Source organism: Vibrio sp. RC586, from assembly GCF_000176715.1.
In the GTDB taxonomy this organism is placed as follows: Bacteria; Pseudomonadota; Gammaproteobacteria; order Enterobacterales; family Vibrionaceae; genus Vibrio.
On the sequence record NZ_ADBD01000008.1, the window covers coordinates 540,961 to 563,719 of the forward strand.

Sequence of the window (22,759 nt, forward strand, 5' to 3'; positions counted from 1 at the left end):
TGTTTCTATCGAAATGACATTCTGTAATTAATAATCCGCTTTAACTCTGTCATCTCTATTTAGACTCGTGGCTTTCAATCTGCCAAGACTCTGTCGGTGACTATTGAACTCAATTTAGGCGTTCCCCACTTTATCGCCATTCATTAATCAAACAGTGAGCTCGTGTAAAATGAAACTAAACTTGATTGCCCTTTCCATCATGCTTTCTGGCTCTTTGTCAGCCGCAGAACTTTATAACCCAAGTCAAAACTATCCAGCCGGAGAGCAAGTCTCTTTTAATGGCAATATTTATGAAACTCAGTGGTGGGCTAATCCGGGTCAGTCTCCTGCCGGTATCACCGAAAATAGCTGGGATTCGCCTTGGGTATGGGTATCAAAAGAGAGTGATGATGTTACTCCACCAGTAGGTGACATTGTCACTACGTACTTTGAATACTTTGAGCGTGGGCTTACCTTAAATGGTGACATGCTGGGTATCTCTGGGTTAACTATTTCTGCAGTTGAACGTTATCAAGACCGACTTTACGTCACGCATGATATTACGCCGGGTGTGGTATTGATTCTTGATGCGAAGACAGGAAGCATGCTGGGGCAAATCGAAGGTATTCAACAAGGTTCTGATATATCGATTTATCGCCGGATCAATGAACTTCATATCGACAACAACCTCCTTTATGTGGCATCTCTCTCTTCCAACCGTGTCGATATTTTTGATTTAGATAACAATCACCAACATGTAATGAGTTTAGGTACGGGCCACCACTCGGGTACAAATTCGTTGTTGCATGCACAAGCCGTGACTACAACGCGTGATTATGTAGTGGTTTCTGACGCCTCAGACAAAATCAAGGTGTACCGCCAGCAAGATGCAACACCAGAAAATAACTTACGTGCACCACAGTTTGCCACTTTACAGTTTGAAGGTAAGTACACTCACCGTAAGGTGCAAATGCACGTGTTAGATCACTACCTGCTTGTGCAGAGTGAAAATAAAAACTACTACATCTACGACTTGAACAAAGTGGAATCTGCCGCTGCGGCGGGCGTTCCGTTGCAAGCGGAACAACGACTGGATGTCAAACTGCAGAAAATCGATAAAGATGGTGAACAGCTGATCGTGAACCGCAATGGCAGACTGGAATGGCACAAGGTGAGCGATGTGATTGCCAACCAATTCCAGTTTACCAACCCAATTCGCACGATGACTCAACTGAATGGCGCACCGGTCGGCAACCTAAACGATCTGCATTTCGCACATGATGAATTGATCTCCGCGGCGGCAGGACAAATTCGCTTTGATGCACTACGTACCAACGCCGTGACATTTACCCCTAATGCTTATGTAGAAACCACCAAACTTAAATTTGACGAGTTGGCTCCATTTTCTATCGGCGACATTCTGTCACTCGATGAGCCGCATCATATCCTGACCAATCCATCATTACGTTCGGTAAAAATTAATTCCCCTGTCAAAACCGTATTGCTCGATAAAGATACAGTACAGGTCACAAGCTATGCCGCCGTAGAGCTGACTGATATCAATCTGGAATTGAAACTGGAAGGCATTGATCATTGGGTTGTGCTCGCGAATCTTGACCGTATTCCTGCTTATGCGCAATTTACCCTGCCATTGAGCTCTTTTGGTACAGGTCAGTTTAATACCAGTGATGATACTGGGTTGCTCGATTTGGAAAGTGTTTTTTCCAGTAGCATGGAATACGCCAACTTATTTGATTATCGCTTTAACTCAAAAACCGATGCGTTTGCCCAAAAGCTTGCCTCTATGAAGCCAACTTGGAATGTACAATTCGCAACCCAAAAAGATGGCAAATGGCGTGCGATGAACGGCCTTTATGCCCGTGAATGGTTGATCATTCTAACGAATCTGGCGTATATGGTGTCGGAAGAAGAGTTCAATCACGTCTGGTTTAACTTTAAGCATATTTTTGGCTACAACATGCATGGTAAGGCCGGCGCGGTAGAAGGGCCTCAAGGTTTCTTCAGCGAGCAAGATTATCAACATTGGTACGATGCTTTGATGGCGAGACCCAGAGTCAATGCTGGTATTACGGCGATGGGTGGAGGACTCGGTAGCGCATCGGTGACTGGAGTGGACACATGGATGTTCTACACCCATTACTACGGAACGTGGGGCATTATTGCCCATGAGTTTGGCCACGGTTTTGATGGTCACTCTCTGTTTGGGCACCACACAAGCTTTGCAAATGGTGGCAATGGTTGGCAGCCGTTAATCACCCAGCTCGCTAATTACCATATCCGCAAAGGTGATTTGCCTTATATGGATGACAACATCAATGGCTTCTACAAGCCAGAACATGCTCCTTATCATTACAGTGGCATTGAGGCTGGCAAACGTAAACACCGCGATCCAAACCACATGTACACACTTGAGAACTACTTTATGTCTCAATCTGACATGCCTCAAGGTTGGTTACAAAATGGTTTGGAGATGAGCACCAGCGCGGTTGAGAACTTGAACTTTTTAGAGCGAAATTACGTGGTGAATTACCCAATGGGTGAGCAAAAACCTTACCTGTGCCGTTTCACCTTCGAAGATGGTGAACAGTATTTTGGTTTTGTTGCTGAGCAAGGCGATAGCGCACGTTGTGAAGCGGGGAGCAGTATTTCTTATCGACGCCCAGATGGTTCAAAAGTACCGCTACAATCTGAATGGAATACATTTGAATGGATTTCAATTTATAACCCCGACATGAGTGGTGAACCCGTTGTGCACTCAAATGGTCAACCATTGTGTCAGATTGATAATAAGGGATTCTATGGTACGGGTTTTGTGAATGACCGTGGGCAGTGTACACAATTACCGAACGTGTATTGGTCAAACGGAAATCGTTGGACTTTCAGTTCTGGTTGGACACCGCTTAACTACAAAGGAGGCTGGACTTCGCCATCGGTAAGCCGCACATTCTCTGTTCTTGAGAGTGATCACAACCATGAACATTGTGGTAGTGAGCACTAAGTAACCCCTGTATCTAGGTCGCCATAAGGCGACCTTTTTCTTGCTAGAACATTCATTATTCTCTCTAGGTTTGATTACCCTTGGGCGACTCTCAGCCCTTTTTAAAGCCGGTACCGACTGGTACGAAAAAACCAGTTGTGGGCTGGCATCTGAGACTCGGTGTTCATGGAGAGGGGAGACAAGGTTTACAAGTTGGAGAGAAAACACTATCTTACGCCGCGTTATTTTTATTCAATTGATGATCCAAGGAAACCATGGCTGTTCTAGAGATTCTTACTGCACCCGATCCAAGACTTCGTGTTCAATCCAAACAGGTAACGGATGTTGCCTCAGTACAAACCTTAATTGACGACCTGCTTGATACCCTGTACGCCACGGACAACGGCATCGGTCTGGCAGCGCCGCAAGTAGGTCGCGAAGAAGCGATTGTGGTGATTGATTTGTCAGACAATCGTGACGAGCCGATGGTGTTGATCAACCCGAAAGTGGTGAGCGGCAGCAATAAAGAGATGGGGCAAGAAGGTTGCCTATCGGTGCCTGACTACTACGCTGATGTGGAGCGTTATACCTCTGTCGTGGTTGAAGCGTTGGATCGTGATGGTAAGCCACTTCGTATCGAAACGAGCGATTTCCTTGCCATTGTCATGCAACACGAAATTGACCATCTTTCTGGAAATCTGTTTATCGACTATCTATCACCACTGAAACAGCAAATGGCGATGAAAAAAGTCAAAAAACATGTGAAGAATCGCGCACGCTAATCGCGACATACCGATTGTTTCAAAATAAAAAGGCCGCCTGTATAACGGGTGGCTTTTTGATCTAGGAAGTGAGTAAACAACTCAGAATCCACTATTGCCCAATATTGACAACTTAGTCGCTCACTTGTTAACCTCCCGCCATCCTTTCTTCTGGAGATAACGCCAACATGGATATCTAACTTCCTTATTACCGATGATCTTAATTTCATTCGGCTCTTGGAGTTAGTAGGCGTTATTGCATTTCTGTTTGTTCACTGAGTGTGACTCGTTTTGCCATATTTTAGGGTGTGCGATTGGCGATGGTTCGCCGGAAAACGCCTATCCAGCGTGGTCATCTGCTTACTGGCTTCTTTACTTTTCTTTGAACAGTAGAGGGGATCTTTATGCCCATTATTTATGCCCACCAATTAAGCTATCAGTTAGAAAGTGGTGAGTGGCTGTTTCATCCATTTAATTTTCACTTTCCTCAAGGACACACTGCCATTGTTGGCCGTAATGGTATCGGTAAATCGGTGTTGCTTCAGTTACTACTGGGTAAGTTAAAACCTACGGCTGGACATGTGGTGTGCCACGGTCAGGTCGGTTACTACGCTCAGCAAACCTCGGATCCCGAAACGGATGTTAGCCTTGCCGAGTTTCTTGGTGTAGCGAAAGCGCTCAATGCGTTACGTGCAATCGAAGCTGGCAGTGTAGACCAACAGCATTTTGATGAGTTGGGAGAGCTGTGGGACATTGCTGAAACCACTCAAGCACTGCTGGATGAGCTGCGTATTACGTTACCTATGGATGCCAGCTGTCGATTTCTCAGCGGCGGGCAACTGGCGGCGCTCAGACTCAAACGTCTGTTTCTGTCGAATTGTGATGCGTTAGTGTTGGATGAACCGAGTAACCATCTCGATCAGACTGGACGCCAATGGTTAATAGACCAGTTGCGACAAGAGGATCGTCCGGTGTTGGTGGTGAGTCATGATAGAGCACTGTTAATGCAGATGGATCGTATTGTCCGGATCACTGCAGAAGGTTTGCATTGGTTCGAAGGAAACTACGCCCACTATCAACAGCAATGGCAGTTGCAGCAAGAAGCGGTGAGCCGACGTGTGAGTCAATTGCACAATGAACAGAAAGCGATTGAGCGTGAAATACAAAAGAGTCAGGAAAAAGCGCAAAAACGGGCAAATCAGGGAGTTAAAACGCTGAAATCGGGTAGCCAACCGAAAATTTTGATGGATATGAAAAAGAACCGTGCCGAGAAAAATCGTTCTGCGGCTTTGGTGAATGCGCACAACCAGCGTCAGCGAAACCAGCAGCAATTGCAAGGATTGCAAGGTAAGTTAGTGCAAGAGTCGGATCCCAAGCTCTATCTTGCCGATATTGGTAACAACAAAAAACGCACCTTGCTGAGTGTCGAGAATTACAGCGCTGATGGGGTTAACCATTTGCCACTGACTCTGCTTCTACGGCAGGGAGAGCATTATCGTCTCTCCGCTCCAAACGGTGGGGGTAAAAGCCTTTTTCTTAAAGCGGTTGCGGGTTTGCATCATCAATATCAAGGCAATATCCAGTGCAACGCTCCTGTGGTGTATCTCGATCAGCATTATACCCTGGTGGATTTAAACCAGTCACTGCTCGACAATTTGACGGGGTTTTGTGAAGGTTTGACGGCCAATGATGCTCGCTTACTTTTGGCGGGGATCGGTTTTCGCAGAGACACCGTTTATCGACTCGCGAAGCCTCTCAGTGGAGGTGAAAAAATAAAACTGGCGATGTTAATGGTCAGCCATGTTGCCAATGAACCAATTTTGCTGCTTGATGAGCCGGATAATCATCTCGATCTTGAATCCAAACAAGCCTTAGCCAAGGCATTGGCGCATTACCAAGGCGCATTGATTCTCGTCAGTCATGATGATTATTTTGTGGCAGAAACCCAAGTAGATCGCTGTTGGACGTTGGAGTAAATAGAACCAGCCACTGATGTGGCTGGTTTAAGGTTACGTATTTTTTTCTTTTAAACGAGCCGTGAAGTGGCGTAGCACGGGTGGCTCGTAAGTAAATTCCAGTCCTTTGACGTTACGAGCATTGGTTTTCACTTTCTCAAACGCTTCGATGATGAAATCCATATGCGTTTGAGTATAAGTCGCGCGTGGAATCGTTAAGCGGAGCAATTCGGCTGGACAAGGATGCTGCTTACCCGTTGCAGGATCACGGCCAAGTAGGAGTGAACCAATTTCTACCGCGCGGATCCCTGCCACTTTATAAAGTTCACAAGCTAAAGCGTGAGCAGGAAATTGATCCGCTGGGATGTGAGGGAGAAGTTTTCCTGCATCGACAAACGCGGCATGGCCGCCAGCTTGTTGGCAAACAACACCAATTGCTTCTAAACCGTTGACCAGATATTCCACTTGGTTAATACGATAAGCCAGCCAATCTTGGCGCATACCATCGTACAACCCGACAGCTAAACGCTCCATCGCTCCGCCCTCTAAGCCACCGTAGGTTGGGAAACCTTCTTGCACCACACATAAGGTTCGGCATTCGGTGTACACATCAAAGAAGCTTTCATCTTTGAAACAGAGTAAGCCGCCCATCTGCACCATGGCGTCTTTTTTGGCTGACATCGCGAGTCCATCCGCGTACTTATAAGCTTCGCGAGTGATTTCTTCGATGCTCCAGTTGCAGTAATCACGCTCACGTTGCTGAATAAAATACGCATTTTCAGCAAAACGAGCAGAATCCATGATCACGGGAATGTCGTAACGTTGGGCAATCTCATACACGGCTTTTAAGTTGGCGATCGAAACCGGCTGGCCACCCGCAGAGTTACAAGTGATGGTGCTGACAATATAAGGAACATTAGCAGGATCTGCTTCAAGGATGGCTTGTTCGAGCTTTTCTAAGTCGAAATTGCCTTTAAAATCAGCTTTGACGGCGGTATCAAACGCCTCTTCGGTATACAGGTTTTTGGCAACACAGCAGTTAATCTGGGTATGGCCTTGAGTGGTATCGAAAAAGTAGTTTGATAAGGCGACCATTCTGCTGCGATCGAGCCCTTTCTCTTTTTCACGCTTTTTAATCAAAACAGGAATATAAATCTGCTCAGCGCCGCGCCCTTGGTGAGTGGGAATCGTATATTCATAACCAAAGATCGCTTTAACCGCTCTGGCAAGTGTATGGTAGCTTCGGCTACCACTGTAAGCTTCATCTCCACGGAACATGGCGGCCTGCATCTCTTGAGTGATTGCACCAGTGCCGCTGTCTGTCAGCAGGTCAATAAAAACATCTTCACTATCTAGCAAAAAAGGGTTCATACCTGCATTTAAAATAGCTTGGTCACGATATTCACGAGTCGTACGTTTTACCGGTTCAATCACACGAATACGGAAGGGTTCAGGTAAATGTTTAAACGTTTCCATGATAGATTTTCCTAAATTTAAAAAATAAGAATCCGTACTGGGAAATAATTTGATTTCCAAGTGTTTGAATATACTGCAGTGACGTAAAATAATACAAACCTCAGAGCAGATGAATTTTTAAATACTTACTGAGCTTGACGTTAAAATGTTCGATTAATTATTGGTAATGACTTTCTGGAATCTGTATATAAACAAATTATATAAGTGAATAAGCAAGACTTAATAATTTCCTAAAACAGACATAAGCTTTACGAAAACGATACTTCAGGCTTGTAAGAAGGCTGAATGACAAACAGTTACTGCAGTAAGTTGACTGCAAAAACATGCTTACTCATCCATACGAGAAGGGGTTACGCAGGGAAGAAGAAAGCGATTTTGTAATCGAGAGTAAACCAAATACTAGAGATGTTGTAATTTCTCATGATGTCACCCATTTGAAATCATGCATTTCAAACCATAAACTAATTATGGTCGAAATTATTAATTTGTCATCTCCTTGGTGATAAATTGAGAATCGACTAACAAAAATAAAGGGGGATCAAATTGCATTTGAGTGGCGACAGACTGCTACATCAAGATGCATAGATCTATTTACTTTCTTATGACTTGGATTTAGTCTAATCTCTATTTTTTAGAAAGACTAAATCGAAATGTTTGAAAAAACACATATATTAAAATTAGCAAACATGAAAATGCCATTTGGTAAGTATGCAGGTCGTATTTTGATTGATTTACCTGAACCTTATTTACTTTGGTTTCAAAAGCAGGGTTTTCCGGAAGGTGAGTTGGGCGTTTTACTTGAGCTTTGCCTCGCTATCAAAATTGAAGGATTAGAATCTTTAGTCAAACCCTTAAAGCAGTGAGCGAGTTCTACTGCTTTAAGGATTTGCAACAAAGCCGCGTTTTTACCACTCAATCTGGATGGGAATACCGGGCTGCACTAGGCTTAAAAACTCATCCATTTCTTGATTAGTGATTGCAATACAGCCATTCGTCCAGTCAAAGCTCTGCACAAAAGCTGGTTCCCTCTCATCGCTATTTTTTAAGCCATGAATCTTGATATCACCACCAGGATTCACGCCGCGCAATTGAGCAAGTTGCTGATCGCGAGCGTTCGGATAGCTAATGTGTATTGAGCGGTAGAAGCTCGAATCATCGATAATGAAGTCTAAAAAATAATGTCCTTCCGGAGTGCGTTGATCGCCTTCTTGTTGTTTATGTCCTTTCGGCGACTTACCCAATGCAATGCGATACTCGCGGATCACCTCATTACCTTGCAGTAAATACATACGCCGCTTAGATTTATCTACTTTGACTAAATCGACCTGAGCATAACCAAGGTTAGGGAAAAACAGTAGCAACAACAGTACGGTTGAGAAAAGACGCATAAGTAACCCAAAATAAAAGCAAACTGCGCGTAATTCTAGCAGATAGATTTAAGATATCAGCGTTATTACAGGTAGATAGTGGTAACAAAAAATTGACTCAATAATGAGAAAGTATTCAAAAAGAATGTGTTATTGATGAAATAAATGGAAACAGCATCGCAAAAATGTTGCTTGTGCCGAGGATGTAACCAGTTGTCGAGAAAAAGTGCGGCAGAGTTAACAGCTAACAAGATAGCCAATTGATTGCTTATCGTTGTTTCAGCCATTATTTTTGGCAAAACTAGCTCATAACATCAGGCCGTGCATGTTTCCCCGAACCCTATTAAAAAGAGTTACCTCAAGTCGAAATTATCGAATGTTAGCCGATACCAGCTTCGAGTATCTGACCCTTTTTTTAAAAACATCTGCGGCTGGAATAGTTCGAGTTCCCTTACAATCCTCCCCAGAAATGGTTCTATCTCATGGGGAATTTGTCGCATTAGAAGCGTATCCAGAACCGTTTTGGGCTTGGGCTGGGCAGTTTGATACATCCGATGGCTTAATTCCTTTTGCCATCAATACTTGCCGTTGGGACTACCTACCCGTAATGGGAGGCGAGTCATTTATTCTGATGTTGGATAACCATCCTCGCCATCGAACCTATCTGATTATCCAAGCGGCTTGTGTCGATAGCGTACATCTCAGTACAGAATCTGGCGAGTTGGATTTTTTGCAGTTGATCGCGGCGAAATGGCAATGTTTGCGCGCGGAAATTGAAGCTTCTAAAGAGTTCAAAAATCGTGATCTACGGGAAGCAAAATATCTCAACGAGATCAGTCAGCGAGAGTTGTTCATCGACAACATGAAGCTGGTTCATCAGGTTGCGGTGGAGCTTTCAAACCCCGCAAACCTTGATGAGCTACATCGAACAGCAGTAGAGGCTGTGCGTCATCGTCTTGGTTTTGATCGCGCAGCCTTATTGCTGTTGGATATGAAAAAGCGTTGCTTTAGTGGTACTTATGGTACGGATGAATTCGGCAAAACGGTGGATGAACATCATACACAATATGATCTGCACCAAGTAGAACCTCAGTATCTCGAAGCGCTATCTAATGATGAGTGCACATTCATGGTGGTGCAGGATGTACCTCTGTACACCGCTGGGCAGGTAGTTGGTCAAGGTTGGAATGGCATGCTGATTCTGCGTGATGGTAATGACCCCATAGGTTGGATTGCGATTGACAATTACCTTCACCGTCAACCCATCACCGAGTACCAAAAGCAAATGCTAGAGTCATTTGGCTCCTTGCTTGCACAAATCTATATTCGGAAACGCCAAGAGCAGAATGTACGTATGCTGCATGCCAGCATGGTCGAATTATCGCGTTGTATGACAGTCAGCGAGGTTTGTAAATCCGCCGTTAGTTTTGCGATTAATCGGATGGGGATTGATCGTATGGCGGTGTTTCTGACAGATGAAGATTGCTCATTCATTCAAGGCACTTGGGGAACCGATATTCAAGGCAATATTGTGGATGAATCTTACTTTCGAGGTTCGACACATGAGAACGACATTGTTGATCTCGCCAAGCTTTACCCTAACGAAGTGGTTTTCAAAGAAAGTGTGCCCATCTATCACGATTGTAAAATTGTCGGTTATGGTTGGACTGCGATGACCATGTTGACTGACAAAGGTACCCCAATCGCATTTATTGCCGCTGATAATTTAATCCGGCGGACTCCATTGACGTCGCAACTGCGTGAAGTGATCCGCATGTTCGCCTCAAACCTCACCGAGGTGTTAATGCGAGCGAAAGCGCAAGAAGCGATCACCGTGCTTAATGAAACCTTGGAGCTCGAAGTGCGTAATCGCACTCGTGACTTACAAAAAGCGAACGAAAAACTCGATCTCATGGCGAAGTTAGATCCCCTGACACGGCTTGGTAATCGCCGAATGTTAGAGCATCTGCTTGAGCAAACCTGTGAACAAACAATCAAGGAAGTGGTTAACTATGGTGTTATTTTATTGGATATCGACCATTTTGGACTGTTCAATAACCACTATGGGCATCTAGAAGGTGATATTGCCTTAATGAGAATTGGCAACATCTTGAGTCGGCACGCACAATCAGAGCATGAGCTTTTCTGCCGCATTGGAGGGGAAGAGTTTTTGCTGCTGATTGCCAATCGCAGTGCTGAAGAGATTCATTCACTTGCCGAGAGCATTCGTCACAGTATTGAAGCGGAAGGTATAGAGCACTGTGAAAACCCCAGCGGTACTGTTTTAACGGTTTCGATTGGTTATGCAGTCTCACGTTATAAGCCGCGAGAGATTCAGTTTGACCAACTCTATGCCGAAGCGGATAAAGCATTGTATCGAGCTAAGAGTCAAGGACGAAATAATGTGTTCGGCATAATTGTTGAAAATATCAGCCACATAGAGACAGAAATGCAGCATTAATAGGCAGATTTTTCACTGGATGGCAAATATCACAAATAAGTGTAGCGTTTCGAAAAAATACGTGTATAGTTTACCTCGGCTCTTAGGTAAGAGTTGTTAATGTTAAATTCAGTGAAAGTTCAATCTCAGATCGTTATCGATTTCTCGTTAAACCTGCGTCAACTTTGTCTTGATATACCATTCAATAGCTTTCGTTATCAGCCAAATCAACCCATAGCAAATATATATTAGAGGTTACTATGTCTCAGAAAATGACTGGTTCAGTAAAATGGTTCAACGAAACTAAAGGTTTTGGTTTCATTTCTCAAGACAACGGCGGTCAAGACGTGTTCGTACACTTCAAGTCTATCGTTTCTGAAGGCTTCAAAACTCTGGCTGAAGGTCAGCGTGTAAGCTTCACCGTTGAGCAAGGCAAAAAAGGCCCACAAGCTGCTCAAGTAACTGCGCTGTAATTAGCTCAGATTGATTCTAAAAGGGGCGTGGTGTAAACCACGCCCCTTTTTAATGTTTTGAATTTTTGTTTTAAATACTCTGATCTAACTTATCATTTACCACCCACGTGGAGAGTTGGAGAGTTGGAGAGTTGGAGAGCCTAGCGCTTATCAATCGGATAAGTAATACTCAACTGTCGTAACAACGCGCACATTTTTAATGTACGGAGTATTGTTATCACGATCTGAGATCGAAAACTGACCTTGTGATGCAGTTTTTATCTTACCTAAGGTACTTTGCGAATCTTTAGCGAATTTTAATGCCACTTCACGAGCTTGTTTCGTTGCTTCTTCAATCATATCCGGCTTGATGTCATTAAGCCCTGTAAAGCTGAATTCAATGCGGTTGTTATAGGGGTCTTGGTTAAATACAATGCCTTGCTTACCCAGTTGACCAATTTCACTGATGATGTTTCGTACTTGCTCGACTCGTTTACTGTAAACTGTCAGCGTTTGTGTTGCTAAGTAGCGAAATTCAGCGCGATCTTCCCCATATTGCTGGGCTTTTTTATCGATCACCGCGGGAGCTGAAAGAGAAATTGCTGCGCGATCCACCCCTTTTTCTACTAAGAATTGGGTAATGAGCTGAGTTTGCTGATCGACTGTTGCAAAAAGCGATGAAAGCTGATTATCCGCAACCGTAAACTGGATTGGCCAAATCACGGTATCAGCAACGACTTCTCGTTCAGAAAGCCCTTTTACAGTAACGACTCGTTCATATTCTTTAAACTTTACCGCCATTTGTTGTACCAAAAAGCCTAGTGAGGCAAGCCCGATGATTAGGCTTAAGCCAAGCACGGTGGCGCTTTTGGTGTTGATATTGGCCATGGTATTCCTCCCATTATTTGACCGTTAGCCTTACGACTAACACGTGTAGTGTTGCTATGTGTAACTTTGTGGCTATACGTTACTCTTGCCTACATGAGTGCGCCATTCTTCAATGAAGAAAAATGGCATGCATATCATAGTGGTGGTAACTCCGATGCTTCACCGCGGCGATTTTTACTTTGTTGATTTTGCTTTAGAGCAACCCAGCTTTTCAGTTTATTGAAGTCTGGTGTTTGAGGTCGTTCAGAGTAACAAGCTTGCTGCAAAGCATGGATATAGGCTGCAAGAGTTTGTTGCTCTTCAGCATTCAATGCGATTTCATGCTGCCAAATTCGCGCCGCTTGGCTAAGAGCAAGCAGATCTTGTCGCTCCAGAGCTAATATCAGGGTTTGATAGGCGGAGGTTGGAATAGGAGGAGGCGATTTGGGTTCTTGGTGCTCAACACGTGAGCGCCATAAAGTCCAAGCAAGGCCACTTGTGCCAAGCCATAACCCCGCAAATAGCAGTGTGAAGTAGGGCCAATAACCCGCTTCTATTGTGGTGGAGCTCGCAGCATCTCTTAGCGGTGCAATCGGTGGTGCAAGTAATGGAGTTTCTTCACTGGGTTTCACTTGTAACGTTAACCCGCCAACTTGACTCACTTGCGCAGTCTGTGTACCGGTGTTCCACCAATCGAGTGTGACCTCGGGCAGAGGTATTTCTCCTGCTTGGCGAGGGATCAGCACTTGTTTGAGGGTCATCAGGGTGTCGCCATTATCCAAAGTGCTAAATTGTGGTTTTTCCGCGTATACGCTGACGTTACTAGGATATTGAATGCTGAAATTGGTCAACTGTTGCTGGGTGAGACCGCTGACTTGTAAGCGCAACTCTCTCGTGATGGCATGGCCAACCTGTGTTTCATATTGACTCTGAGCGTTCAGTGTTTTCTGCCCATCGTTCCAACTTTGCGTTAGATGGAGTTTGGCGGTTGGTAGCCAAAAGCCTTGATAATCCTTTGGTTTCTCTAACACTTGAATGGCATAGGCCTTTGGCTGAGTGAGCAGTGGGATTAAACGTGTCCCTCCACTGTACTGATTACCATAGAGTAACCCAGCTTTGAGAATGGGTTCACTCAGACTAAAGTTGCCAGCTTGCTCTGCCGTGATGCGAAAAGATTGCTCAACAATAGTGACCTCAACACCGCTGAGTACGCTAGGGTATTGTTTGGGTTCGCTGGCTGATTCAATACGCATACCCTCTACTTTGGGTGGGGTAATTTGAGGGTCGCGTAAGCGGCGTACATCTTCCTTAATAATTAATTGGGCGTGGAATAGCGTGCTTTCCCCAGGATAGAGCTGGGTTCGCTCCAAACGACTGCGTACTTCGGCTAATTCTGCCTGAGTGGGTTGATGCTCATCATCGGCGACTTGAATCGCAATCGGGGCACTTTTAACGTTGCCGAGTTGAAAACTTGGGATAGTGATAACACCGGTTCTTTGCGCTGCGATAGCGACTGTCCATTCGCTGCGTTGTGAGTAGTTACCATTAATAATATTCGTTGAGGATGCAAAACTCGGCTGCCCAACGAAAAAGTCAGGCTCCAATTGCGAAAAATCGAGCGCCTCTGCGCTGACTTTATCATTACTGACGATACGCAGTTGAATCACTTCATTTTTGACTACTTTATTTTTGCTGACGCTGGCGACCAAATCGGCCGTATGAGCTGGGAGCACAAGTAAACTTGCTACCAGTGTGAGCCAGAAAAACGCGGATTGATAGACTGATTGCATCTTTACCATGGCTGGTCAGTTTCCGTTGGTTGAGGTTTTTGTTGGGCTTGAAGGATAAGTTGTGCACGTAATAAAGCGCTTGGATCCCGAGCGCTTTCGACTTGTTCGAGCTTACGTAGCATAGGATCGAGATTGGGATCCGTTGCTGACGTTAACGGTTTTATTTGCTCTGAGACATTTTGTTCATTGTTCTTTTCATTAGTCGGTTCTGCACTGTTTAGCTTTGTTTGCTCATCTTGCGCTGACGTTTGTTCATTTTGGGTGGAAGTTGGTGATGGTTGCTTGGTTGATTCTTCCTTATCTGCCTCAGGTTGAGCGTTATGTTGTTGGTTCGTATTTTTGGCTAAGTCAGGTTGTTCCTCAGCTTGAGAACTCGTTTTTTCACTCTCATTCGTGTCAGATGAATTGTCGGATGATTTTTCTTGCTGAGCTTGACCTGCGGATTCAGATACAGAATCCTGCTGTTGCTGTTGCTGTTGCTGTTGCTGTTGCTGTTGCTGTTGCTGTTGCTGTTGCTGTTGCTGTTGCTGTTGCTGTTGCTGTTGCTCTGCGGCTTTCACCACTTTTAGGTTGTGCTGCGCATCTTGATGGTTTGGCTCTTGCTCTAAGACTTGTTCATACAATTCACGCGCTTTGGATAGATTTCCAGCTTGCGCGTAGGCATTGGCCAAGTTGTATTGGGTTGCCAGATCTGGATCCGCAATTTGTGAGTAAGCCTCCACCGCACCTTGATAGTCTTTAGCGTAATAGCGAGCGGCACCTTGCCATTTTGGGTCGCTAAATTTTTCGGCAGCTTGGGCGTATTGCTCAGCTTTGAAAGCCTGCATTGCTTGCTGATCTTGGTTCAACCACGCGGATGCCCAAGCTTGTTGGTTTGGAAAACCCACGCCAATAACCAGCAGTAAACTGAAAATAGCGCCGCGGCGAAACATGATGAGTGCCGCAATCAGTAAAGGCAATATCAACCAATAACCGTTATTGACTCGCTCTTGAATGTTTTGTTTAGCGGCCTGGCCACCGATCTCCTTGGTTTGCTGAGTAAGGTTTAGGATCTGTTCAATATCTGCGCCATCAGCGCGATAAGCAGCCAATATCCCATTAACTGAGTGAGTCAGCTGTTGCAACTGATCAAAGGCTGTTTTTGCAATCACTGTCTGCCCATGTCGATCTTTGAGTAAGCTGCCATCACTTAACGGAATGGGTGCTCCGCTCGATGTCCCTATGGCTAGCATGATGAGTCGCCATGGGCTCCCTTGTAGTTGCTGAATCATCCTCTCTTTTTCAGATGAACTTAAATCGTCAGTAATAAGGATGACATCGCCTTGTTGATGGCCGGCTTGCTGCAACATGCTAATGGCAAGAGCTAATGCTTTTGCCGCATCAGCACCTTGGTAGGGCATGATCTCGGGTGACAGGTTAGGGATTAAATTGGCTAGTGTTGCGCTGTCACTGGTGAGCGGGCTGACGACATAAGCATCGGCGGCATAGGCGACTAATCCTGTGCTGCCTTCATGCCAGCCTTTGAGCAGATCAAGAGCTTTATAACGCGCTTGTGTTAAACGGTTTGGGGCAAGATCCGTGGCGTACATTGAGCGCGACATATCCATGACTAACACTCGTGAAGCACTGTTTTGCACACTGGGCCGTTCGGCGGATTGCCAGCTTGGGCCAGCTAGTGCCAGCGTTGCAAACAGCCAAACTATCGCTAATAGCCAACTGAGATAACGGGAAGAGGAAGTATAGATACCCATGGCTTGTGCCAAATGAGGGGCGATCAAGCTGCGCTTGTTGTGGCGCAAACCCACCCATAACGCCGCTATGAATAGCGGTGCGAGCAACCATAGCCAGTATGGATAAAGAAAAATAAACGGTGCCATCTTATCTCCTCACAAAAACCAGAACGACAGAGAGCAGCAGAGCTAAGCTAAGAGGGTAGAAGAACCACTCAGTTTGGGGGCGCCAAGTTTGATTGGACTGGCTGATGGGCTCAAGTTGGTTAATGGTGTCATAGATGCTTTGCAGATCTTGCTGATTGCGAGCTCGAAAATATTGCCCACCAGTTGTTGATGCGATGGTTTGCAGAGTTTTTTCATCCAGATCTTGTGCGGTATTGACCTTACGGCTGAACAAAAAATCCTTCACGATCATTTCACCTGCCCCCACGCCCACAGTGTAAATAGTGGTTTGGTACTGCTTGGCGATGTTGGCGGCTTCAAGTGGGTCAAGCACTCCTGCTGTATTGCTGCCATCACTGAGTAAAATCATCACCCGTTGAGGGGCTGCACTATCAATGAAGGTTTTGGTAGCGAGTCCAATCCCTTCACCCATTGCAGTTTGGGTGCCAATGAGCTTGAGCACGGCTTGATTGAGCTGTTCCGTGACAGTTTGTCTGTCTAACGTCAGAGGGGTTTGTAAATAGGCGTGGTCAGCGAACAAGATCAGCCCAATGCGGTCGCCTTCGCGTTGAGCAATAAATTCAGATAGAACCTGTTTGACAGCGGTTAGGCGATCCACCATCTGTTGGCCGGACTGCATATCTTCTTGGCTCATTGAATAGGAGAGATCGACCACCAACATCAGATCGCGGTGGGATGTCGTAGTGCTGATTGGCTCTCCATACCACACGGGTCTCGCCGCAGCGGTAAGCAATAAAATCCACAGTCCCGCGGCAATGAACCGTGGAAACCATGAATAGGGCTGGATTCCCGATGATTGAGGAAGATAGGGCAGCTTAATCGCCACCCTAGGTTTTATGGCTGGTGCAAAAAAATAGATAACCCAAGGTAGTGGCAGAAGTAAAAACATCCACCACCAAATAAACTCAAAACTTGCCAATGCCTGATTTTCTCCGTTTACGCGGCGGCAAGGCACTTTCAACCCAGTGATAACAGTGGTGAACTAACTCATCGGCATTGTTCACTTTTTGCTTCTGGTATAACGCTTGCTGCCACAAAGTTTCATTTGGTACGAAAAGTGGGTGGCCGACTTGGGCATCTAAAAAGGCGTACCAATCTTTACCGGTTAAATGCGCAATTTCTTCTCGAGGGTAGTAACAAAGCGCCGCCTGACGAACCAATTCAATCGCTGAAGAGGGCGTTTGCGGAGTCACTGCTAAGCTCAAGAGACGTAATGCGGTTTTTTTAGGGGCCAGTCGGCGGCGACGCCAACGTACAGCCAATCCGATGATGAGCATCACGATGAGAATGCCGCCTACGCTTGCCCACCATCCCCAGGCCAGTGGAAACCAGCTAGGAAGCTCAGGCAAATGCAGAGCGTTGAGATCCAGTGATGTGATTGACGATTCCTTCATTTCTTATGGTCCGATAATTGTTGCAGCAAAGGTATTCCGCTTGAAACTGAGCGGTAGTCCATTTCCAATAATAGACAGAGTGATTTTAGTTTTTCTTTTTGAGTTTCAAAGGCTTTTTTGATACCTGCCCGCGTACTATTTATCGAAAAGTTGAGCCAGCGCGTCTCTTTGTGACTTTGTACTTGCTCAATACCTCGAAATGAGGTGTCTCCTTGCTCTAATGGGTCATAAATTTGCACCAGACGGACACGGTTATGGCGGCACAATTGGCGCAGAGGTAATTCGTGTTGCTGTGTATCGAGATCGACAAAATCGCTGATCAACACCACTTCGCTGCCTTTGGGGCATAAGTGGTTCAGTGTGGTGAAGACTTCCTGCCGCGCAAGCGTTCGCGGAGTATGCTGTGTCGGGAGCATTTGTTGCGCTTCGATACAGGCCGCTAGGATGGGGAGTACGCCCCGCTGACGGCTGCTTGGCTTAACTTCAATAAGCCGATGGCCCACATCAATCACCGCACCAACGCGATCTTGCTGTTTAATCGCCAACCAAGCCAACAGGCTAGCTAAATGCGCAGCCTGAACGGACTTAAGCAGTAAACAGGAACCAAACTGCATCGAATGGCTGAGGTCGATATAAAGTACGACGGCTCTTTCCCGTTCTTCACTGAACAGTTTGGTGTGTGGTTTCCCAGTTCGTGCGGTGACTCGCCAATCAATCGAACGAATATCGTCTCCGGCTTGATATTGGCGTACTTCTGAAAAATCCATCCCCCGTCCTAGACGACGGCTGTGATGCTGACCGATACGCTGTGACCAAACTTGGCGCGCAGGAGGAAGAAAATGCACCGTTTGCTGCTCATAAGCGAGCAACTCTTCAAGACACAGTGTGATACCGTTAGCATACAAAGGAAGAGAAGACTGCATCGTCACAACCTACGCACTACCAACCAGTGACAATAAATGGGAGATCACCTGATTTGGATGAACACCTTCCGCTTGTGCTTGATAGCTGAGTAGTAGGCGGTGACGCAAAACCGAGAAAGCCATCACCTGAACATCATCTGGTGTGACAAAATCACGCCCATGTAACCATGCATGAGCACGAGCACAACGATCCAATGCAATCGTTGCGCGAGGGCTAACCCCCATTGTGAGCCATTGTGCTAATTTTGTATCGTATTTGGCCGGTTGACGTGTCGCCATAATTAAACGCACAAGGTAGTTTTCAATTGTTTCAGCCATATGCACATTCAGCACTTCTTGGCGGGCGTTAAACACTTGTTGTTGAGTAATCAAAGGCTTGTCTATCGCCTGTTCGCCTTTTGCTTCCCCACGGTTGAGACGCAAAATCGCCAGTTCATCTTGTGCGCTAGGGTAGTTCACTTCCAAATGCAGTAAAAAACGGTCGAGTTGAGCTTCGGGGAGTGGATACGTTCCTTCTTGCTCAATGGGGTTTTGCGTGGCCATAACCAAAAATAGCTCAGGTAAACGGTAGGTTTTTCGCCCAGCAGAAATCTGCTTTTCAGCCATAGCTTCTAGCATGGCCGCCTGAACTTTGGCGGGGGCGCGGTTTATCTCATCGGCCAATACCAATGAGTTGAAAATAGGGCCAGACTGAAACACAAACTCTCCGGTTTCAGGGCGGTAGACATCACTCCCAGTAAGGTCGGCAGGCAGTAAGTCTGGTGTAAATTGAATTCGGTGAAAGTCACCTTCAATGCATTCAGCGAGGGATTTGACCGCGCGAGTTTTTGCCAATCCCGGCGGACCTTCAACCAAAATATGCCCATCGGCGAGAAGTGCGATCAGCAGTTGGTTAATCAAATCGGCTTGGCCAATGACCTGTTGGTTCAAATAATGCTGTAATGTTTGAAAGGGTTGAAACGGCATGAATTCTTCCACTCCTAGAGATATCAGCGGTTAGTGTTGTGTGTTACCCAGAAAGTTCCATAAAAATTTTATGGTAAGGCAGAAAGCTCATCAAAAGGGCAAATGATCACTCAAAATACGAATAAAAGCGTCTATCTTAATGAATGCCAACAGACGATTTATAAACATCACTTGGTGATTTCAATCAAAAGTGTGACGCATTGCAAGTTTGTGCTTGAGATTTGTAAGAATTTTCTCAATCTTCGTGATCTTAAGTCGATAATGTAGAGGTTTCGGTGATAGCCATGATTAGGCGGAGAATATGTTCAAACTGCATCAGATGAGTATTAAGCAAAAGGTTGTGTTAGGGGTTACCCCAGCGGTGCTGGCTTCAACCCTAATTGTAGGTGTGATGGCACAGCGTCAAGCGCGAGAAGTATTAGAACATCGCTTGGTCAATTTGGAATTACCCGATATTTTGAAGTTGATCAAAAGTGATATTGATCACCAAGTTATTCAACTGTTGTCGGCCGCGCAGCAGATCGCAAGTAACGAATTTGTACAGCAGGCGATTTCTACAACAGAACGAGATCCTGCTACTGAAGCGTTATTGGTGAAGCAGTTAAACAACCTGCGTGACCAATATAAGCTCAATGATGCCTCGGTTGCCAACCGCAAAACGGCCTATTACTGGAACCAAAATGGCTTCCTGCGAGAGCTTACCCCGCAACAAGATGGCTGGTTCTTCGGTTTTACGGGTTCAGGCAAATCCACCATGGTGAGCATGTTCCAAGAGGCTAATGGTGACGTCAAAATGTTCGCCAACTATCAGTTGATCAACGGCGATACGATGTCAGGCATGTCGAAATCGATGGATGATATGGTCAAGCTACTGAATAGCTTTAAAATCGAAGACACGGGCTTTGTGTTTTTAACCAATGCGCAGGGTGAGGTACAGATCCACCGCCAACAAGCACAAGTGAAATCGACGCTGCAACAGATTTATGGTTCAGGTGCGAGTGCTCTGCTCAATAAATCAGGTTTTAATTTGATTTCGGCCGACTATCAAGGCGAAGAAGTGATGGTTGCGAGCCTCTATATCGAAAGTATGGACTGGTATTTAATTGGTACTGTGCCCGTACATGAAGTGTTTGCTGAGCTAGATGCCGTAGCACAACGCATGATGTTTACCACCCTCGTTGTTGCCGCGATCTTTATTCTGATGGGGATTTTTCTCGCCAATAGTATCGCAATGCCAATCAATCAGATCGCGAAACGCTTTACCGATCTGGGTAAAGGAGATGGCGATCTTTCACAGCGTATTGAAGTGAAAGGCAATGATGAAATCGCTCAGCTTTCAAAGGGCTTCAATGGTTTTATTGAAAAAATCCATCAGTCAATTAAAGACGTGGCGCAGACGAGCCGTGAGCTGCAAGTCGCAGCAGAAGGTGTATCGCGTAAGGCTTTAGTTACTCATGATAACAGCCAACAGCAACGCGATCAGACCATTCAAGTTGTGACCGCGATTAACCAAATGGGGGCAACGATCAGCGAGATTGCCTCGAATGCGGCAACCGCAGCAGAAACCGCCAATCAGGCATCAGATAATACTGATCAGGGCCGCAATGTGGTTAATAAAGCTAAAGATGCAATTAGCCGCCTAGCTCATGATATTGAAAATACAGGCAAAGTGGTTGAGCAATTAGCATCCACCACTCAAGAAATCGGCTCTATTTTGGATGCGATTCGCAGTATCTCAGAACAGACCAACTTGTTGGCGTTGAACGCAGCGATTGAAGCGGCCCGTGCGGGTGATCAAGGTCGTGGTTTTGCGGTGGTTGCTGATGAAGTGCGTAACTTAGCAAGTCGTACCGCAGCCTCCACAGAAGAAATTCAGAAAATGATCAACCAACTGCAAACTGACGCAAAAAATGCAGTGTCTGCGATGGATGCAGGTAAAACAGTGACGCATCAAGGGGTTGCCGCTTCCGATGAGGCAGTACAGGTTCTGATGAGTATTTCAGAGCGTATTCATGATATTTCGGATCGCAACACTCAAGTCGCAACGGCAACAGAAGAGCAATCGACCGTTGTCCACACCATTAACCAAAATATTGAAGAGATTAACGCGATCAATGAAGTGACGACATCAACGGCAGAAGAGCTGGCTGATGCGAGCAAATCATTGCGTGAACTCTCCGGACGTTTGGATAAATTGGTGGGTAACTTTAAACTCTAGAAACCTTGCCGGGAGTTAGTTACACTTTCGGCCAGTAAAAACCAAGTAGGTAAAGAGTGATGAACGATTTCGAAAAAGAGCTGGAGTTGATGTCTCAGCAGATTGCTGAAGAACCAGAAACCAAGCTGCCAAGTCTGGAAGAGCAAAAAGCGATTGCAGAAAAACTCAAACAGTTGGAAGCGGAAGGCAAACTGACTCCAGAAGTGCTTGAGGCTTATTTTGGTCAATATTATGTGAAAGCGGAAACACCGATTCACTAACTGATGCTCATCCGTTACTCATCATTTTATCGAGCCGCTTTGCGGCTCGATTTATTTTTGACTAAAACAGCAGCACCAATCGGAGCTTCAGGTGCGGGAGCATGGCTAAGCGGCAGTCTCAGCAGAGACTCGTTGTATTACCTCTAACAAAATATCGCTAGTTTGAGCTCCGGAAATTAAATATTTTTGCTCAATAATCAAGGTCGGTACTGCATGGATGCCCGCTTGTAACCACTGTTGCTCCGTATTTGCGACCGCTTTAGCCCAAGAATCATCAGCCAAAATTTGTTGGCATGCTGCACGCTCCAGACCAACCTCATGGGCCAATTCAAGCAACACGTCATCTTCATCAATCGCTTTACCTTGTTGGAAATAGGCTTGCCATAGTGTCAATGTCAGTGGCAATTGTTTATTTTGCTGATTAGCCCACAAGAGTAGCTGATGGGCTTTACGCGTGTTGTAAATGCGCATGTCATCAAAGAAGTTAAAATCGAACCCCACTTCACGGCCTAACTCGGTCAAGGTTTTACGCGCTTGCTGACTCGCTTCAAGGCTAGTGCCATATTTTTTACTAAGATGCTCACGCAAATTTTCCCCTCCCATGGCTAACCTTGGGTTGAGTTCATAAGGGTGCCATCTCAGCGTCACATCTATCTCCGGTAGTCTGGATAATGCGTGTTGTAATCGGTAGTAGCCAATCACGCACCAAGGGCAGACGACATCTGAGACAAGGTCTATGGTTAGCTTGTGCATCGAACTCTCCTTAGTTGGTGTTGTTTAAGTATAACTGTTGTACTTAAATCTGCTGTGGCGGTCACTCGCATCATAACCTTATCTATTTTTCTGAGGAGTGCTAAAGAGAGATTTAGGAGATGAAAATGTACAAAAAGTGAGGTTGAGCTGAAAAAACGCCTCACGGTTTTCGAAAAACACGTGAGGCGCGAACACTGACGTTATTAGTAATGGTTATGCGATAAAAGGAAGAAGAAATTCAGTT

At 45.5% G+C, this 22,759-nt stretch carries 19 protein-coding genes; 8 read left to right on the forward strand and 11 right to left on the reverse strand.

Annotation, left to right across the window (positions count from 1 at the left end; all coding sequences use genetic code 11):
* The first annotated feature begins 169 nt into the window (after positions 1 to 169).
* From VOA_RS08115 to VOA_RS08105, 3 genes are all read left to right on the forward strand, one after another.
* Complete coding sequence (locus tag VOA_RS08115; protein ID WP_000773771.1) at positions 170 to 2,998, forward strand: hypothetical protein; 2,829 nt, start codon at positions 170 to 172, stop codon at positions 2,996 to 2,998.
* Positions 2,999 to 3,252: 254 nt separating this feature from the next.
* Positions 3,253 to 3,759, forward strand: a complete 507-nt coding sequence (gene def / locus VOA_RS08110; RefSeq protein ID WP_000279459.1) for a peptide deformylase — start codon at positions 3,253 to 3,255, stop codon at positions 3,757 to 3,759.
* Between the two features lie 383 nt (positions 3,760 to 4,142).
* A complete protein-coding gene (locus tag VOA_RS08105) occupies positions 4,143 to 5,714 on the forward strand; it encodes an ATP-binding cassette domain-containing protein (protein WP_001121821.1) in 1,572 nt (523 codons plus the stop codon).
* Positions 5,715 to 5,747: 33 nt separating this feature from the next.
* Here VOA_RS08105 and tnaA read toward each other — a convergent pair whose 3' ends face one another.
* Together tnaA and tnaC are read right to left on the reverse strand one after the other, a co-directional pair.
* Entirely contained in the window at positions 5,748 to 7,169 is a 1,422-nt protein-coding gene (tnaA, locus tag VOA_RS08100; protein ID WP_000447272.1) for a tryptophanase, read from the reverse strand.
* 350 nt (positions 7,170 to 7,519) lie between these two features.
* Complete coding sequence (tnaC, locus tag VOA_RS20515) at positions 7,520 to 7,603, reverse strand: tryptophanase leader peptide (protein ID WP_083806514.1); 84 nt, start codon at positions 7,601 to 7,603, stop codon at positions 7,520 to 7,522.
* A 216-nt stretch (positions 7,604 to 7,819) separates the two neighbouring features.
* On the opposite strand from tnaC, the gene VOA_RS08095 reads away from it, so the two are divergent.
* Complete coding sequence (locus VOA_RS08095) at positions 7,820 to 8,032, forward strand: DUF3820 family protein (protein ID WP_000462092.1); 213 nt, start codon at positions 7,820 to 7,822, stop codon at positions 8,030 to 8,032.
* A gap of 42 nt (positions 8,033 to 8,074) precedes the next feature.
* On the opposite strand, the gene VOA_RS08090 is transcribed toward VOA_RS08095, so the two are convergent.
* Positions 8,075 to 8,557 carry a L,D-transpeptidase family protein gene (locus tag VOA_RS08090; protein WP_001236301.1) on the reverse strand — a complete coding sequence of 161 codons (483 nt, stop codon included), beginning with the start codon at positions 8,555 to 8,557 and terminating at the stop codon, positions 8,075 to 8,077.
* Between the two features lie 355 nt (positions 8,558 to 8,912).
* On the opposite strand from VOA_RS08090, the gene VOA_RS08085 reads away from it, so the two are divergent.
* On the forward strand, positions 8,913 to 10,997 hold the full coding sequence (locus VOA_RS08085) for a sensor domain-containing diguanylate cyclase (protein ID WP_000878955.1): 2,085 nt from the start codon (positions 8,913 to 8,915) through the stop codon (positions 10,995 to 10,997).
* A 239-nt stretch (positions 10,998 to 11,236) separates the two neighbouring features.
* Positions 11,237 to 11,449, forward strand: coding sequence for a transcription antiterminator/RNA stability regulator CspE (cspE, locus tag VOA_RS08080; protein ID WP_000078819.1), 213 nt, complete (start codon positions 11,237 to 11,239; stop codon positions 11,447 to 11,449).
* 150 nt (positions 11,450 to 11,599) lie between these two features.
* Here cspE and VOA_RS08075 read toward each other — a convergent pair whose 3' ends face one another.
* From VOA_RS08075 to VOA_RS08055, 7 genes are all read right to left on the reverse strand, one after another.
* Positions 11,600 to 12,316, reverse strand: coding sequence for an SIMPL domain-containing protein (locus VOA_RS08075; protein ID WP_001284180.1), 717 nt, complete (start codon positions 12,314 to 12,316; stop codon positions 11,600 to 11,602).
* 134 nt (positions 12,317 to 12,450) lie between these two features.
* Positions 12,451 to 14,094, reverse strand: coding sequence for a BatD family protein (locus tag VOA_RS08070; RefSeq protein WP_000240269.1), 1,644 nt, complete (start codon positions 14,092 to 14,094; stop codon positions 12,451 to 12,453).
* Positions 14,088 to 15,962 carry a VWA domain-containing protein gene (locus tag VOA_RS08065; RefSeq protein WP_000035225.1) on the reverse strand — a complete coding sequence of 625 codons (1,875 nt, stop codon included), beginning with the start codon at positions 15,960 to 15,962 and terminating at the stop codon, positions 14,088 to 14,090. Before VOA_RS08065 ends, VOA_RS08070 begins: the two co-directional genes overlap by 7 nt.
* A gap of 1 nt (position 15,963) precedes the next feature.
* Positions 15,964 to 16,920 (reverse strand): vWA domain-containing protein, encoded by a 957-nt coding sequence (locus tag VOA_RS0117945; protein WP_000135739.1) that lies wholly within the window; start codon positions 16,918 to 16,920, stop codon positions 15,964 to 15,966.
* Positions 16,907 to 17,395, reverse strand: coding sequence for a DUF4381 domain-containing protein (locus VOA_RS0117950; protein WP_000665190.1), 489 nt, complete (start codon positions 17,393 to 17,395; stop codon positions 16,907 to 16,909). Before VOA_RS0117950 ends, VOA_RS0117945 begins: the two co-directional genes overlap by 14 nt.
* Positions 17,392 to 18,318 (reverse strand): DUF58 domain-containing protein, encoded by a 927-nt coding sequence (locus VOA_RS08060; RefSeq protein ID WP_001191958.1) that lies wholly within the window; start codon positions 18,316 to 18,318, stop codon positions 17,392 to 17,394. The genes VOA_RS0117950 and VOA_RS08060 overlap by 4 nt, the downstream gene beginning before the upstream one ends.
* Before the next feature lie 9 nt (positions 18,319 to 18,327).
* Positions 18,328 to 19,284 (reverse strand): AAA family ATPase, encoded by a 957-nt coding sequence (locus tag VOA_RS08055; protein WP_001116524.1) that lies wholly within the window; start codon positions 19,282 to 19,284, stop codon positions 18,328 to 18,330.
* 301 nt (positions 19,285 to 19,585) lie between these two features.
* Between VOA_RS08055 and VOA_RS08050 the strand changes: the two genes are divergently transcribed.
* The gene (locus tag VOA_RS08050; protein ID WP_000475392.1) at positions 19,586 to 21,502 is read left to right on the forward strand and encodes a methyl-accepting chemotaxis protein; all 1,917 of its coding nucleotides are present in this window, start codon (positions 19,586 to 19,588) and stop codon (positions 21,500 to 21,502) included.
* 59 nt (positions 21,503 to 21,561) lie between these two features.
* A complete protein-coding gene (locus tag VOA_RS08045) occupies positions 21,562 to 21,762 on the forward strand; it encodes a chromosome segregation ATPase (protein WP_000997591.1) in 201 nt (66 codons plus the stop codon).
* Between the two features lie 105 nt (positions 21,763 to 21,867).
* On the opposite strand, the gene VOA_RS0117955 is transcribed toward VOA_RS08045, so the two are convergent.
* Entirely contained in the window at positions 21,868 to 22,515 is a 648-nt protein-coding gene (locus VOA_RS0117955; RefSeq protein WP_032468243.1) for a DsbA family oxidoreductase, read from the reverse strand.
* Positions 22,516 to 22,759 lie beyond the last annotated feature (244 nt).